The organism is Streptomyces sp. Je 1-4 4N24, assembly GCF_026239515.1.
In the GTDB taxonomy this organism is placed as follows: domain Bacteria; phylum Actinomycetota; class Actinomycetes; order Streptomycetales; family Streptomycetaceae; genus Streptomyces; species Streptomyces nigrescens.
On record NZ_CP110836.1, the window covers coordinates 1,170,536 to 1,185,900 of the forward strand.

Annotated in this window: 14 protein-coding genes; 10 read left to right on the forward strand and 4 right to left on the reverse strand. The window is 71.9% G+C overall.

The window, feature by feature from the left end; all coding sequences use genetic code 11:
- Nucleotides 1-35: 35 nt before the first annotated feature.
- Complete coding sequence (locus SLV14N_RS04875) at nucleotides 36-794, forward strand: DeoR/GlpR family DNA-binding transcription regulator (protein WP_208679893.1); 759 nt, start codon at nucleotides 36-38, stop codon at nucleotides 792-794.
- A gap of 4 nt (nucleotides 795-798) precedes the next feature.
- Nucleotides 799-1,401 (forward strand): HAD family phosphatase, encoded by a 603-nt coding sequence (locus SLV14N_RS04880; protein WP_263268257.1) that lies wholly within the window; start codon nucleotides 799-801, stop codon nucleotides 1,399-1,401.
- Between the two features lie 326 nt (nucleotides 1,402-1,727).
- Here the strand turns inward: SLV14N_RS04880 and SLV14N_RS04885 are convergent, their stop codons facing one another.
- Nucleotides 1,728-2,984 (reverse strand): acyl-CoA dehydrogenase family protein, encoded by a 1,257-nt coding sequence (locus SLV14N_RS04885; protein ID WP_208679895.1) that lies wholly within the window; start codon nucleotides 2,982-2,984, stop codon nucleotides 1,728-1,730.
- A gap of 196 nt (nucleotides 2,985-3,180) precedes the next feature.
- On the opposite strand from SLV14N_RS04885, the gene SLV14N_RS04890 reads away from it, so the two are divergent.
- Complete coding sequence (locus SLV14N_RS04890; RefSeq protein WP_259670123.1) at nucleotides 3,181-3,990, forward strand: hypothetical protein; 810 nt, start codon at nucleotides 3,181-3,183, stop codon at nucleotides 3,988-3,990.
- On the opposite strand, the gene SLV14N_RS04895 is transcribed toward SLV14N_RS04890, so the two are convergent.
- Nucleotides 3,926-5,236 (reverse strand): aminotransferase class III-fold pyridoxal phosphate-dependent enzyme, encoded by a 1,311-nt coding sequence (locus SLV14N_RS04895; RefSeq protein WP_259670124.1) that lies wholly within the window; start codon nucleotides 5,234-5,236, stop codon nucleotides 3,926-3,928. The genes SLV14N_RS04890 and SLV14N_RS04895 overlap by 65 nt on opposite strands.
- A gap of 136 nt (nucleotides 5,237-5,372) precedes the next feature.
- Here SLV14N_RS04895 and SLV14N_RS04900 point away from each other — a divergent pair, with 136 nt between their 5' ends.
- The 7 genes from SLV14N_RS04900 (at nucleotide 5,373) to SLV14N_RS04930 (ending at nucleotide 13,795) form a co-directional block, all read left to right on the forward strand.
- Complete coding sequence (locus tag SLV14N_RS04900; RefSeq protein ID WP_263268259.1) at nucleotides 5,373-6,011, forward strand: adenylate kinase; 639 nt, start codon at nucleotides 5,373-5,375, stop codon at nucleotides 6,009-6,011.
- The gene (locus SLV14N_RS04905; protein ID WP_263268261.1) at nucleotides 5,992-7,599 is read left to right on the forward strand and encodes a GMC family oxidoreductase; all 1,608 of its coding nucleotides are present in this window, start codon (nucleotides 5,992-5,994) and stop codon (nucleotides 7,597-7,599) included. Before SLV14N_RS04900 ends, SLV14N_RS04905 begins: the two co-directional genes overlap by 20 nt.
- Nucleotides 7,596-8,624, forward strand: a complete 1,029-nt coding sequence (truD, locus tag SLV14N_RS04910; protein ID WP_208679898.1) for a tRNA pseudouridine(13) synthase TruD — start codon at nucleotides 7,596-7,598, stop codon at nucleotides 8,622-8,624. Before SLV14N_RS04905 ends, truD begins: the two co-directional genes overlap by 4 nt.
- 108 nt (nucleotides 8,625-8,732) lie before the next feature.
- Nucleotides 8,733-9,941 carry an acetyl-CoA carboxylase biotin carboxylase subunit family protein gene (locus SLV14N_RS04915; protein WP_263268262.1) on the forward strand — a complete coding sequence of 403 codons (1,209 nt, stop codon included), beginning with the start codon at nucleotides 8,733-8,735 and terminating at the stop codon, nucleotides 9,939-9,941.
- Nucleotides 9,926-11,197, forward strand: a complete 1,272-nt coding sequence (locus tag SLV14N_RS04920; protein WP_263268264.1) for an MFS transporter — start codon at nucleotides 9,926-9,928, stop codon at nucleotides 11,195-11,197. The genes SLV14N_RS04915 and SLV14N_RS04920 overlap by 16 nt, the downstream gene beginning before the upstream one ends.
- Nucleotides 11,194-12,627 (forward strand): hypothetical protein, encoded by a 1,434-nt coding sequence (locus SLV14N_RS04925; protein WP_263268265.1) that lies wholly within the window; start codon nucleotides 11,194-11,196, stop codon nucleotides 12,625-12,627. The genes SLV14N_RS04920 and SLV14N_RS04925 overlap by 4 nt, the downstream gene beginning before the upstream one ends.
- A 25-nt stretch (nucleotides 12,628-12,652) precedes the next feature.
- A complete protein-coding gene (locus SLV14N_RS04930; RefSeq protein ID WP_263268267.1) occupies nucleotides 12,653-13,795 on the forward strand; it encodes a glycine amidinotransferase in 1,143 nt (380 codons plus the stop codon).
- 82 nt (nucleotides 13,796-13,877) lie between these two features.
- Here the strand turns inward: SLV14N_RS04930 and SLV14N_RS04935 are convergent, their stop codons facing one another.
- Both SLV14N_RS04935 and SLV14N_RS04940 read right to left on the reverse strand, forming a co-directional pair.
- The gene (locus tag SLV14N_RS04935) at nucleotides 13,878-14,510 is read right to left on the reverse strand and encodes a hypothetical protein (RefSeq protein WP_263268268.1); all 633 of its coding nucleotides are present in this window, start codon (nucleotides 14,508-14,510) and stop codon (nucleotides 13,878-13,880) included.
- Between the two features lie 197 nt (nucleotides 14,511-14,707).
- A complete protein-coding gene (locus tag SLV14N_RS04940; protein ID WP_263268269.1) occupies nucleotides 14,708-15,190 on the reverse strand; it encodes a DedA family protein in 483 nt (160 codons plus the stop codon).
- Nucleotides 15,191-15,365: the final 175 nt, after the last annotated feature.

The window sequence follows — 15,365 nt, forward strand, 5'->3', positions numbered from 1 at the left end:
TTGCTCTTCGAACACGATGGATGTTCAATGGGGGTATGGTTAGCACAGATCGACTGAGGCAGATCACTGAGGCCGTACGGGAGGCGGGCCGCGTCGGCGTCGCGGAACTGGCAGCGCTCACCGGCGCATCGGAGATGACCATCCGCCGCGACCTCGAAGTCCTCGCGGACCAGGGTGTGTTGGAGCGCTACCGCGGAGGGGCCAGGAGCCTGCTGCTGCGGGGCGAGGAACCGCCCTTCGCACTGCGGGCCCAGGAAGGGACGGCCGTCAAACGGCGCATCGCCGCCGAAGTCGCGGACCTGATCGCCGACGGGGAGTCCGTCGTTCTCGACAGCGGCACCACCTGTCTGGAGGTGGCTCGTGCACTGGAGCACCGCCGCCTGACCGTCGCACCGCTCTCCCTGCACGCGGTGAACGCGCTGTCCGGAGCCCCGAACGTGACCCTGCTGGTGCCCGGTGGCCGGCCACGATCGGGGGAACTGGCCCTCACCGGCCCGCTGACCCAGGCATCGCTGGCCGCGCTGCGTTTTGACACCGCGGTCATCAGCTGCTGCGGACTCACCGCGGCGAACGGCCTGACCGCCTACGACCTGGACGACGCGGCGGTCAAGCGCACAGCGATCGCCTCCGCCCGCCGAGTCATCGCCGTCACGGAGTCCGCGAAGCTGTCCCGCACCGCACTCGCCTTCGTCGCGCCCGCCTCCGCGCTGCATGCGCTGGTGACCGACGAGGCCGCCCCGGAGGACGAGACCGGCGCGATCACGGCCGCCGGCGTCACCGTACGGAAGGTGTGACCACGTGACGGGCACCGTGCTCTTCGACCTCTTCGGCGTCATCGCACGCCATCAGTCCACCGAAGGCAAGAACCGGCTCACCCGGACGGCAGGAGTGGCGGGGCCGGCCTTCTGGGACGCCTACTGGGAGCTGCGCCCGCCCTACGACCGTGGTGAGGTGAACGGCCCCGGCTACTGGCGTCAGGTGGCCGACGCCATCGGCATCCGCTTCGACGACCACCGGATCGCCGACCTCGTCGAGGCCGACATCGCGAGCTGGAGTGCGGTCGACGACACGATGGTCGCCCTGATAGAGGAACTCACCGCCACAGGCCGCCACATGGGGCTGCTGTCCAACATCCCCGAAGAGCTGGCCTCGCACTATGAAGCGCATCATGCCTGGCTCAAGCACTTCCCGGTACGGGCCTTCTCATGTCGCATGGGCCACGCCAAGCCCGAGCGCGCCGCCTACGAGTGGTGTCAGCACGCCCTGCGTACGGAGCCGGACCGCACCCTCTTTGTCGACGACCGCGCGGACAACGTACGTGCCGCCGAAGAACTCGGCATGCAGGGACACCTCTTCACCACCCCGGACCGGCTGAGGCAGGCTCTCAGTCAATGGCCCTGACCAGGCACCCGCCGGCCGAGCCCTGGCCTCCGAGCACCCGCACTGACGGCCATGCGAAGGTGCTTCGCCGCGGATGCGGCCGGACTGGCGGGGATCCGCATCCCCGTGTCATCGCGCAGCGGGCGGGCCCGGCAGCCCGCCGGCTGCCGAGGTGTATCTGCGGCCCGGCCCGTCAGGACGGGCCGGGCCGCATTGCCGCAGCGAAGCTCACACTCCGCTGCCGCACCCCTTGGTCGGAACCGGTAGCGACATGGATGTCGTCGGGTCGGCGGTCGCCTAGGGGTGTCCGCGGCGGCATCTGCCACGGAAACTCAGGGGCCGTCAGCTCACTCGGATCCGTCCCGGCCGCCCGTCAGGCCCAGCGTGGTGTCGGCGACGAAGTCCATCGCGTCCTCCGGCGGCGAGTACGGCGGCATGAAGGCCGCCGCCCGCACGTCGCGGTAGGCACGGGCGAGAGGGTGGCGCGCCTGGTAACTCGCGCCGCCCGTCAGGCGCATGGCGTGGTCCACGACCTCGGTGGCGGCGCGTTCCACCACCAGGCTGACGAGCTGGCACTCCTTCATCATGGCCCGGCTCATGTCGTCGGTGATCACCTGTGGCTTGTTCAGCATCAGATGGGCGTCGAAGTCCTGTAAGGCGGTGGCGAGCGTGCCACGTGCCGCGATCAGCGCGGTCTCCATCTCGGCAACGGCGTACTTGACGGATGCCGCGCTCGCCCGGTCGCGCCCGGACGCGCGTGCGGTCAGGGCCCACAGCGCGTGGTCGCGGGCCGCCTCGGCGAGCCCGAGATAGACGCCGTTGAGCCCCATGCCGCTGACCGCGCGCCCCTCCAGCATGCCGGCGTCACGCTTGCCCCAGGGGCCTCGCACCAGCAACGCGTCGTCGGGTACGACGCACTCGTTGAAGAGCACGGTGCCGCTTCCGGAGCCGCGCAGCCCCAACCCCTGCCAGTCGTCCTCCACGTGCACCCCGGCCGTGGCGGCGGGGATCATGGCGCTCGCCAGGTGGTCCCCTTCGCCGCGTGCCGCCTTGAGCCGGCAGTAGAAGTGCGTCGCGGCGGGCGACACGGAGGCCAGGATCTTGCGGCCGTTGATCACCCAGCCGTTGTACGAGGCGGTCGCCGTGGTGGTCAGGTTCCAGTAGTCGGCCCCGCGCTCGGCGACGGCGGAGCACAGCAGCATCCGACGGTCGCCGATGGCTTCCAGCCACTGCGCGCGAGGCAGATAGCCGGGCTCACCGTCCGCCGCGAAACGAACGACACGGGCGAAATACCACGCCAGGGCCGTGTGCATGTAGTGGGCGACAGCGACCGAGGCGTCGGCGCGGGCGATGCGCGAGGTGAGCACCGTCAGGTCGTGCAGCCGCTCGACGCCGAATCCGCCCAGGTCGGCGGGGACCGCAGCGGCGAACAGTCCGGCGTCCACCAGAGCGTCGACGCTTTCGCGCGCGAAGCGCCCCTCCTGATCGGTGGCCTCCGCCTGTTCGTCGAGAAGTTCCCGCAGTTTCGTGACCGCCGAGACCGCCTGCTCGCCGCTCGTCGTGGCCGGTTGCAACTCGGAGTTCAACGACAGGGAAATCGACATGATGCCTCCACGTTTATCAGGTACCCGGCAGCTTTTGGCCATTGCCTGCGAAGAAAACCACGCCCGGCGACCGAAAGGATTCGGCCGATCAGCTACGGATCTTGCCCGTCAACGGGCCCCCGGTTAGCGTAGATCTCACCAGCGGAACGGCGAATTCAAGTTCCTGACAGCGACGTTCGGAAAAGGATCCTTTACAGTGTGGAACGTCACTCTTCAGTTTTCCGGATGGTTAACCGGGGATTCGACACCCTCGGGTACGGCCCGACGCCACGAACTCACCGAGGACGAGCAGGTGGTGATCCGGTACGACCCGGATACCGATTCCCTCGGCTTCTCGTCCGCCACGCGCCCTCAACCAGCCGGTGTCGCCGTGGTCACCGCCCATGGCGACCACTGGAGCCTGACCAATCTGCACGCCGAGGACACCTACTTCGTCGAAAACATGGAGGTCGGCGGAGAGTTCGTCAAGGTGGCTCCCCGCCGGCAGGACATCCCCATTCCCTTCGAACTGGCGCGGCTGATACTGCCGGTGCCACGCGGGACCGGAGTCGTCAATGTATTCGGCCCCGAACCCCGTTTTCTTGACGCTTCCTTCGCGGCGGACCGCACCACCAACTGGCCGCGGCTCGACGAGCGGTGCCTCTATTTCCGTGTTCTTGTCGCCCTGTGCGAACCCCAGTTGCGGGGTGGTCCGCCCGGCGCCGTACCGACCGTCATGGAGGTCATCGCCCGGCTCGGGGGACGCTTCTCGCAACGGATGAGCCGGGCCGCCGTCAACCACCACATCGACTATCTGGCGACGCACAAGTTGCGGGTGAGCGAATGGGCCGGTGCCTGCGACGGAAAGCGCTCCTATTGGAAGCGGGAAGCGATCGTGGCGATGGCCCTGCGTTCCGGTCTGGTGAATGAGGCGCATCTGGAGCTGCTCCCCCACCGGCAGGTCACAGGTCCGCAAGAGCCTGCCCCGTCGAGTGCACCAGCTCCGCGATCCCGGAGCGGTCGATGATCAGCGGCGGGATGGCCATCACACAGGGGCCCTGCCGGCGCAGCAGCACGCCGCGCGCTGCCGCCCCGGCCACCAGTCCGGCCGCGAACTCGGGACGGTGGCACTCGACCGTCGCCACGAGCCCGAGCCCGCGCACATCGCTGATCTCCGGGTGGTCGAGCATCGGGAGCAGCCCGTCGAGCAGTTGCCCGCCGAGCGCCGCGGATGCCTCGACCAGCTTCTGTTCCTCCATGACGTCGAGCACGGCGAGGGCGACCGCGCAGGCCACCGCGTGTCCACCGGTCGTGTGGCCGTAGCGCAAACCCCCGGTGAGCGGATCGGCGGCGAAAGACGCGTAGACCTCCTCCGTGGTGGTCAGCGCCGCGAAGGGGATGTAGCCGCCGCTGATGCCCTTGCTCATGGTGACCAGGTCCGGCGTGATGCCGTCGTGTTCGAAGCCGAACATCCGGCCGGTGCGGCCGAACCCGCAGAACACCTCGTCCAGGACGAGCAGGGCACCGGTCCGGTCGCACAGCTCGCGCAGGGCGCGCAGCAGGCCGCCGGGCAGCACCACACCACCGCCGACGTTGAGCAACGCCTCGACGAAGACCGCGGCGGGCGGCGGTCCTTCGAGTACGGCACGCTCGAACGCCTCGGTCAGCGCCGCCAGTCCCTCCGGTGTGCGCAACTCCCGCGGCGCGAGCGGTGAGCCCACCTTGGTCACCGGGAACGGCTCGTCGCCGTAAAGGGCGTTGGTCGGCAGCCCGGACAGGTGCTGGGCGACGTACGTGGTGCCGTGGTAGCCGTCGGCGAAGGTGACGATCCGGTCGCGGGGCTCGTCCTTGTTGGTCCAGTAATCGTGGGCGATCCGCACCGCGGCCTCGGTGGCCTCCGAACCGCTGTTGACGAACAGGGTCCGTCCGAGCCCTTCCGGCATCAGGCCGCCGAGGCGTTCGGCGACGCGGCCGACCGGCAGGTGCGAGCCGACGCTCAGGTCGAAGTGCGGCAGCCGGGCCAGCTGCCGCTCGGCCGCCGCGAGCAGGGCCGGATGGGCGTATCCGCAGCTGGAGTTCATCGCTGACGCCATCGCGTCGAGGTAGGAGCGTCCCGTCGCGTCCCGCACGCGGTATCCCTCGCCGGAGACCAGCACCGGGCCGTCGTGTCCGGACTTGTTCACAGGGGACCACGGGTGCCACACGAAGCGCCTGTCGCGCTCACGGGCCCGCTCCTCGTCCAAGTCGGTGTTCTCACCGTTGGTAAGCGACATGCCGCCGATCATGCAGGCCGGCCGGCCCGCGCACACCCCCACACATGTCAGGGCGCCAAGTCGCGGAGTTCTGGTGATCATTGAGGGCGCCGGCGGGCGACAGCGGCCGGCGAACGGACCGAGAGGAAAGCCGACGGTGACTCTGCACGTGCTCAACCCGGCGGCGGCCCTGCCGCGCCGCCCGGACAGGGTGCTGATCGCGGGCGGCAGCGGCGCGGGCAAGACGGCTGTCGCCGACAAACTCGCCACGCTGCTGGCGCTGCCCCGCATCGAACTGGACGAGCTGTACTACCGGCCCGGCTGGGAGCCGCGCCCCGAGTTCGCCGAGGACGTCGCGCGGGTCTCCGGGGCGCCCCGGTGGATCACCGAGTGGCACTACCCGGAGGTCTCCGGCCTCCTCGCGCGCCGCGCCGATCTGCTCGTCTGGCTCGACTACCCGACCCGCACGACGATGACCAGCCTGGTGCTGCGGACCCTGCTGCGGTCGCTGCACAAGGAGGTGCTGTGGAGCGGCAACCAGGAACCGCGGTTGCGGGCGGTGCTCACCGACCCGGAGCACATCCTGCGCTACGGCTGGTCGACCCGGCACTCGGCCCGTGACGAGGTGCGGACACTGGCCCGACGGGCTCCCGACATCACGCTGGACCTGCTGCGGTTCGCCCGGCCCGCCGAGTTGTCGGACTGGCTGCTGCGGCTGGCCGGAACCTCGTACGCCCCGGCGCCGTCCGGGCAACCCGCCACGGAGAGGAGTACCGATGCGTCAGGGCTTCGATGACATCGTGGTCGGCGCGGGAGCCGCGGGGGTGGTGCTCGCCGCCTGTCTCTCGGAGGACCCGGCACGCCGGGTCCTGCTGATCGAGGCGGGGCCCGACCACCCCGACCCGGCCCACCTCCCGGCCGACCTGCGCAACGGGTGCACGCCTTCGCTGGTGGAGCACGACTGGTCGCTGGTCGGTGAGCGCCGAGACGGTGCCTTGCTGCCGCTGCCGCGGGGCCGGGTCGTCGGCGGCTCGTCGGCGGTGAACAGCTGCATCGCGCTGCGCCCCGAAGTGGACGACTTCACCCGCTGGGCGAAGCGGGCGGGCGGTGCCGCGTGGTCATGGCCGGAGATCCTGCCGTTCTTCACCGCGCTGGAGTCCGACGCGGACTTCGGGGAACGCCACCACGGTGCCCACGGGCCATTGCCGCTGCGGCGGCCCTCCCGGTCCGCTCTCACACCGCTGTCGGCGGCCCTGGTGGAGACCGCGACCGCGGCCGGCCACCCCTTCGTGGCCGACCACAACGCCCCCGGGGCCACCGGAGTCGGGCCGCTGCCCCTGAACCTCGCCGACCGCGGGCGCCGGGTGTCGGCCGTGGCCGCATACCTGGACCCGGTGCGGAAGCGGCCGAATCTGACGGTGCTGGCGGACACCCTCGTGGACCGGGTGCTGTTCGAGGGGACCCGCGCCCGCGGTGTGGTGACCGTCGCGGACGGCGGCACCACCGAGGTGCGCGGCGACCGCGTCACGCTGTGCGCGGGCGCCTACGGGACCCCCGCCCTGCTGCACAGGTCCGGCATCGGCCCGGCCGCGCTGCTGCGCTCGCTGGGGGTGGACGTGGTGGCCGACCTGCCCGGCGTCGGCAACGGCCTCTCGGACCACTCCCAGGTCCCCATCGGGGTCATCCCGCCGACCGCGGAGCTGTGCGACCCGTCCGTCCCGTGCGCCCAGGTCGTGCTGCGGTACACCGCACCGGGTTCGGACGTCGCCAACGACATGCAGATGTATGTGCTCAACCACGTGGAACTGGACGTCTACGCCCCGCACTTGGCGAGCCGGGTCCCCGGCGGCCGGGCGTTCATGGTCACCGCCAACCTGATGGCGCCCCGGGGCCGGGGCACGGTCACCACCGTCGCCCGCTCCCCCGCCATACCGCCCCGCATCGGCATCGACTACACGGCGGACGCGGAGGACCTGCGCCGACTGCGGGCCGGGGTCGGACTGTGCTGGGAGATGCTGCAGCAGCCCGCGTTCACCGCGCTGACCCGCGACGTCATCGACATGGACGCGGCAACGGTGCGCTCGCAGGCCCGGCTGGACGCGTTCGTCCGCCGGGCGGCACGGACGGCACACCACCCCATGGGCACCGCGCGGATCGGCCGGGCGGACGATCCGGACGCGGTGGTGGACGAACGCTGCCGCGTGTACGGAACCGAGCGGCTGCAGGTGGCCGACGCCTCGGTCATCCCGGTTCCGGTACGCGCCAACACCCATCTCGTCTCGCTCGTGATCGGCGAACGTGTCGCCGCCTGGTCACGGCAGGCGCCCGAAGCCGGCCCTGCGAGGGCCGGCGCCACGCGGAGCTTACGGAGGAGAGGCAAGTGACCGGCACCCTGGTGCTCAAGCACCGCCAGGAGGACTTCCGGGTACGGGAGAACCTCGTCGTCGCGCTGACCGACGCCGCAGCGGCCACCCACCGCTACCTCCTGCTGCACAAACGCGGCCACACGACGATGGAGGCCGTGCGGCTCGTGGCGGACCGGCTCGGTGTGGCCCGCGAGGACGTCGGCTACGCGGGCCTCAAGGACGAGGACGGCATCACGGAGCAGCTGCTGTCCGTGCCGCTTGCTTCCCTTGCCGCCGACGCGCTGCCCGCCGCCGGTCTCGTCGAAGGGGCGGGGCCGGAGCGGATGCTGAGCCTGAGCCACTACGGTTTCGGCCGTGAGCCACTGACCGTCGGGCAGCTCAACGGCAACGGCTTCCGGGTGGTGCTGCGGGACCTCGACGAGGCGGCCGCCGCCCGGCTCGTGGACCGGCAGCGGATCAACCTGCTGTTCGTCAACTACTACGACACCCAGCGCTTCGGCGTACCCGGCGGCCCCAAACGCACCCACCTGGTCGGCGAGGCGCTGCTGAAGGAGGACTGGGCCCTCGCACGGCAGGAGTTGGCGGGGCTCGGCGCTCCGGAGAGCGGCGAGGCCGCCCGGTGGACCGGGCAGGACCGGGCCCTCTTCCGGGCGCTCGACCCCCGGACCGTGGCCTTCTACCTGGCCGCGTACTCCTCCTACGACTGGAACGCGCGGGTCCGGGACCTGATCGGCTCTCTCTGCCCGGACGACGCCCCCGAGAGCGCCGTGGACGGACTGCCCTACCGCTTTCCCACCACGGCGGAAGGCGTGGCCGCGCTCCTCGCGGCCTGTCACGAACTGCCGTACACCCGCTACGCGTACCGGGACGGCCCCGTCGAGCGGCCGACGACCCGGCCCACGGTCATCCAGACGGCGATCACCGTCGGAGCGGACGGACCGGACGACGCCTTCCCCGGGCGCCGGGCGGTGGAGGTCTCCTTCCTGTTGCCCTCGGGGTGTTACGCCACGGCGGCGCTGCGGCAGTTGGTCCTCCGCCGCTGAGGCGCCGCCAGGTGTCCGCTCGCGATGCGTCCCGTGCCGTCCCGCCCGCGCGCTGGGGGCGGCCGGCCGCCTCGTCGCTCCGAGGAGTGCGTCCCCGAAAGGCTGTCCATGGCGTTGCTGCTGCTCAACCGCAGGCCCCTGCTTCCCCTGCTCCCGGCGTGGCTGCCGGGCGCGTCCCTGATCGTCCTGACGGCCAGGTCGGTCGTGGGGCTGCCGTCGTCCCTGCCCCTGCCGCGGGAGCGGTTCGCCCGCTTCGAGACCGTGGACGACTACGAGTCGCCCGAGGTCGACGACCTGATCGACCGGATCTGCGCGGACGGCGGCGTCGAGCGGGTGGTCACCACCGCGGAGATCGACGTGGTCCGCGCGGCGCGGGCGAGGGAACGCCACGGCCTGCCCGGCCAGTCGACGGCGAGCGCGCTGGCCTACCGGGACAAACACCGGATGAAGGCGCTGGCGGCCCGGCACGGCGTCGCGGTGTCCCCCATGGCGCCCGTGCGTGACACCGGCGACCTGCGGTCCTTCGCGGCGGCCCATGGCCTGCCCGTGGTGGTGAAACCGGCCGACGGCGCGGGATCGGTCGGGGTGCGGGTCCTGCGCGACGCGCGGGCGGTGCGCGGGTGCGCCCTCTCCGCCGACCGTGCCTGGCTGGCCGAACGGTACGTCGAAGGCGACGTCTGCCATGTCGACGGGCTGATGGCGAAGGGCGCGGTCCTGCACGGCCTCGCGTCCCGCTACCTGCACACCAACCTCGACACGGCGACGGAGGGCGTGCCCAGCGTCAGCGGCATGCTCGCAGCGGCGGATCCGCTGGCCGGCCGGCTGGTGGCCGCGGCGGCACGGGTGGTCGCGGCGCTGCCCGCCGTCGAGGAGGTGACGGCCTTCCACGCCGAGTTCTTCCACACCCCGCAGGACGCGCTGGTCCTGTGCGAGATCGCCTGCCGCCCGGGTGGCTGCGGCATCGCCGAGGCGTACGCGCTCTCGACGGGGGTCGGCCTCTACGAGGCGCATGTGCGGGGCCAGGCCGGGCTGTCCCCCGACGTGCCGGACCCGGGGCGTGGATATCCGCGCCACGGCTGGGGCTGGTTCCCGCCCCGGCGCGGAACCCTGGTGCGGCTGCCCGCCCACTGCCCGCTGCCCCGCGCACGCGGCTACGTCACCTCGGGCGAGCCCGGAAGGCGGTACGAGGGGCCGCGGTCCAGTACGGACAGCGTCGCCGAACTCCTCTTCCGGGTCGACGACGCCGAGGCGCTCACCCCGCAGTTGCGGGAGGTCGACGACTGGTGGTCGCGGGAGGTCCGATGGGCGGCACCGTGACCGGGACCTCGGGGCGCGCCGGCGCCTTCATGACGGCGATGGTCGTGGACGCGCTGGGCAGCGGCGTCTGGATCACGTTCTCCCTGCTGTACTTCACCTACGGCCAGGGCATGGCGCTGACCGCCGCCGGCAGCGCCCTCAGCGCCGGCTCGCTGACCGCGCTGCTGGCCGGTGGGCTGGCCGCCGGGGTACTCACCGACCGGATGGGGCCGTTCCCCGCCGCGGTGCTCAGCTGCGCGATCCGGGCGGTGGCCTTCCCCTGCTACCTGCTCGCCGACAGACCCGCGACGGTCGCCGTCACCGCCTGCGCCATCAGTTTCGGCGACCGCCTGTACTGGGCGGCCCATGCGGGCCTGGTCGGCAGCGTCACCACCGAAGAGCACGAGCAGCGCCGCCTGTTCGCCCTGATGAACAGTCTGCGCAACGTCGGGCTCGGGGTGGGCGCGCTGGCGGTGGCGCTGGCGGCCTCGTTCGAGGAGGCCGACGGCACCGCGCTGTGGCACCTCATCCCCCTGGTCAACGCCGTGAGCTTCGCCGTCGCCGGCGTCATGTTCCGTTGGGTGGGCCGCGGTTCGGGTCCGGTGGCCTCGTCACAGGCGGGCCACCGGACCGGCGCCTCGTACCGCGGGGTCCTCGCCAACCGCCGGTTCCTCGCCTTCACCGGCGCGACGCTCTCCCTCACCCTCTCCAGCGTGGCGTTCGACTCGATCCTGCCCGTCTATCTCCGGTCGCTGGGCCTGCCGTTGTGGATGCCACCAGTGGTCTACGTGCTGTCCTGCGTGGCGATCCCGGCGTGCCAGCCGCTGGCGCTGTCGCTGGGCCGCCGGTACCCGCCGATGCGGCTGATGGCGCTGGCCGCCGCGCTGGTCGCGGTCTCCCTCGGAGCGCTGGTACTGCTCGGCAGCTTGGCGGGCGTCGCCGGCACGGTGCTGATCGTCCTGCTCGTCCTGGTGTTCAGCCTGGGTGAGGCGGTCTTCGGGGCGGTCGCCATGACCCTCGTGCTGTCGTTCGCCACACCGCAGGACGCCGGCCGCTACAGCGCCCTCTACCAGCTCGCCTGGGGCCTGTCGGGCGCGCTGGGCCCCGGCGTGCACACGCTGCTGTTCTCCGTGTCGGGCAGCGCGCCGTGGGCCGTGATGGCGTGCGCGCTGCTCGTGGGCGCCGCCGTCTATCTCAGGCTCGCCAGGACCTCACCCCGCGACACAGCACCGGCACCGCACAGCGGTGACCCGGTCGACCGGAAGGAACGGACATGACCAGCACCTCCAGGCGGTCCCATCCCCCGAGCCCCCCGGACACCGGGGAATCCGCAGCCGCCACCGCCCTCATCGCCACCGTGTCCGGGGCGCTGTGGAGCTTCTGGGCCGGGCGCGGCGTCGTCCTGCTGCTCGACGACTTCGACCACCGCGCCACCTCCCTCGTCGGTGAACTGCGCGCGTGCGGCGCCCGGGTGGAAGCCGTCATCTCGCGCACCGGCCCGGGGCCCGGCGCGCCCGAGGTCGCGGAGAGCTGGCACTGCTCCGACGCCGGCCTGCGGCTGTCCCGGCCCGCTTTCGAGGCGTGGCTGCGCGATCCGTCCGACGACGTCCTGCGCTGGCTGGACGCACGGGACCCGGCGCGGCAGTGGCTCGCGTTGGGGACCCCGCGGACCGGGGCGGCCGAGGTCCTGGGACGGACGGTGTACGGCTGGCGGCGCCCCGAGTGGGCCGCCATCGAGGACAAGACCACCATCGACCGGCTGTGGGCCGCCGCCGGGGTGGCCTCGCCGCCGTACCTCGTCGGCCAGGTCGAGGACGTGCTGCGCCGCCCTGACGCGGCCGCCGGGATCGGCGGACCGGCCGGGGTCGTGGTCGCCGCCGATTCGACCCGCGGCCACGTCGGGGACTCGTTGGGCCTGCGCTGGGTGCCGCGCCCCGGCGGTTTCGTCGACGCCGTACGCGACCTCGCCGGACGGAGCGACCGGGTACGGGTGGCCCGGTTCGCTGACGGGGTGCCGTGCAGCGTGCTCGGCATGGCGCTGCCCGACGGGATCGCCGTGTTCGCGCCGATAGAGATCGTCACACTGGGCGATCCGTCGACCGGCAGGCTGCTGTTCTGCGGATCGTCCACCCACTGGCGGCCGGGCGACGAGGCGGAGCGGGACATCCGCGGCGCCGCCCGACGCGCGGGCGCGGAACTCGTCCGCACCACCGGCTACCGCGGGATCTTCAGCGTGGACGGGCTGCTCACCCCGGAGGGCTTCACCGCGACCGAACTCAATCCGCGCCACGCCTCCGGCCTCGGCCTGCGGGCCGCGCGTCCGGACTTCCCCGTCTACCTGTTCAACCGCGCGGTCCAGGAGGAACTGCCCGGACTGGAGGGGGTCGGCAGTGCCGCGCTCGAACGGTTCGTCCGTCGCGCCGTGGCGGTGGCGCCGTCGTACGCGCTGACGGTTCCGGTGACAGCCGCCGGTCATCCGGACGGGCCCGGACGGCTGCACCACGGCGGACAGGCCATCGACCACCACACGGCGGACGGCGTCGCGGCGCTGTCGGCCCTGACGCCTCCGGCGGCGGGCCACCGCGCCGGACCTGCCTGCGCCGCCCTCGCCGCCCACCTGGGTGACCCGGGACTGTGCTCCTTCCCGCTGGGCGCCGAAGCCGCACAGGGCCCCGGGACGCCCGGCCGCACGGAAACAGCGCACTGAAGAACGACAGAGAGGGAGTGTCACCATGAGCCGACCGGTGAGCCTGGTCAATTCCTGGAACGAATGGGATCCGCTGCGGGAGATCGTCGTCGGCATCGCCGACAACGCCTGCTTCGAGCCGAGCGAACCCGGATACCGGCCCCAACTGCGGACCCGAGACGGCCGCGCCGCCCCCTTCCCCACCGGCCCCAAACCCGCCGAGATGATCGACCGCGCCAATGAGCAGCTGGACGGTCTGGTGGCGCTGCTCACCTCGCAGGGGGTGACCGTCCGCAGGCCCGAGGCACCGGGGGCGCCGGGCCCGCTGCGCACCCCGGACTTCGAGGTGGCGAACCCGTACTGCGTGGTGTGCCCCCGTGACGTGATGATCACGCTGGGCAACGAGATCATCGAGGCCACGATGTCGCGCCGGGCCAGGTACTTCGAGTATCAGGCGTACCGCAAGCTGGTATACGAGTACTGGCGCGGCGACCCCGACATGGTGTGGACGGTGGCGCCCAAACCGTCGATGGCCGACTCCATGTACCGCGAGGGATTCTGGGACTGGCCCCTGGAGAAGCGGCACCGGGAGATGCACTCGTACGAATTCTGCGTCACCCAGGACGAGGTGGTCTTCGACGCCGCCGACATCAGCCGGTTCGGACGGGACATCGTCGTGCAGGAGTCGATGACCACCAACCGCCTCGGTATCCACTGGCTCAAGCGCCATCTGGAGCCGCGCGGCTTCCGGGTCCACCCGGTGCACTTCCCGCTCGACTTCTTCCCCTCCCACATCGACTGCACCTTCGTCCCGCTGCGCCCCGGACTCGTCCTGACGAACCCGGAACGGCCGCTGCGTGAGGGCGAGGAGCAACTGTTCCTGCGCAACGGCTGGGAACTCATCGATGTCCCCCAGCCGACGTCCACCAACGACGAGATGCCGGCCCACTGCCAGTCCTCCAAGTGGCTGTCCATGAACGTACTGAGCATCTCGCCGACGAAGGTGGTCTGCGAGGCCCAGGAGAAACCGCTCCAGGACCTGCTCGACAAGCTCGGCTTCGAGGTCTTCCCCGTGCCGTTCCGTGACGTCTTCGAGTACGGCGGCTCCCTGCACTGCGCCACCTGGGACGTCAACCGGGAGGGCACGGCCGAGGACTACTTTGCCGCTGGTTACCGGCCGTTGGCCTAAGGACCGTCGCCGAGGTCCCGTGCCGAGGGGGCGGCGCCACGCCACCGCCCCTTCGGCAGCGCCGCGCCCTGCCCGCCGTGGCTCACTCCTGGCCGGGCCGCCCGGCCTGTTCCGCGGCGTACCACTCGTCGAAGGCGTCGGCGGTGGTGACCTCGCCGTCCAGCACCGCGCGGTAGACCTCGTAACTGGGCACCCGGGCGCCGGCCCGCGAGGCCAGTACCTGCTTGATCCGCAGGATCGCCGCGCGGTGCGCGTCCGTCAGCCGGGGCGGCAGCGTCCGGGCGTGGGCCAGGTCGGGCTGCCGGTCGGGCTCGTCGACGAACCAGATGTCCAGGGTCCAGTCCCGCCCGGCCCGCGAGCGGTAGTGGATGTTGAGGTAGAGCCCGTCCGGGTAGCGGGGATCGGTGTTCCACTCCCCCGTGTCGTCCCGGAACGTCACCTGCCGCACACGGTCGTGCACCGCCAGCTCGGCGCCGATCCCGGCCACCGCCCGCCGGGTGTCCGCTTCCAACTCGGGACAGACCACGGTGATGTCGAGATCCGGCAGCACCATCAGGCCCAGCGCCGCGCTCCCCACCCGCACGGCCTCGCCCCGCGTCGACAGCAGCCGCACGAGATCGAGGTCGGCTGCGACCGCATCGGCCTCGGCCTGTAGCTCCTGCTGCCGTGCTGCCAGCCGTTCACTACTCAGCTCACTTCCCAGCGGCGCGCCCACACACGTCCTCTCTCGATGCCCAACGTCCGTACGACAAAAGGGCGGTAACGGAAGCAACCGAGCCTACCGGCGCCCCCACCGGGGCCGCCCCTTCCCGGCCACCCCGCCGCATGGCGGGCCTCGGGAGGCCGTACTGGGCTCGGGAATCCGTCACGCCGCCGCCCGTACGCGCGACGGCGCCGGCACGGCAGGGCCCTTCAGGACTCGTCGGCCGCGGTGTCGCGCGTGACCAACGCAGCGTGTCTGCGCCGGTACACCCCCACGCCGCACACCGCGAGGAGGAGGGCGGCGACCGCGGCCACACCGAGCGCCGTCTGCTCGGCGAACAGCCTTGCCAGCATTTCCAGTGCGCCGATCCCGGCGGTCGCGTAGACCAGCGCCCAGCCCGCTCCCCCCACGAACAGTGCGGGGAGGTAACGCAGCAGAGGCATGCGCATACTCCCCGCGAGGAAGTTGGCGGCGGTCTGGAAACCGACGGTCAGGAAGGAGAGGGCCACCACCGGCGCGCCCCACCGCTGGATCGCCCGTTCGGCGCGCTCGAACTTGGCCGGGGAGATCCGCTCAGCGAACCTGCTGCGCCTGACACCGGCACCGGCGAGCCACCCGACGGCGAATGTCCCTCCGGCTCGCAGCAGGACGATGACGTAGAGACCCGCGGCCGTGAGCGCGACCTTATCCACGACGCCTCGCCCTCGGCGCCAGGCCCTGGCCGTGGCCGGTTTCCCCCGCCACCCGCTTTCGCGGTTCTCCCCGAAGCGGGCACGCGACGGGCACGAGCCTGTTGTCCATACCTCACCCGCATCTGCTTCCGCCGGTTCCGTCCCTGCGTTCGTGCCGGGGCGGCGCCGGTTCCCG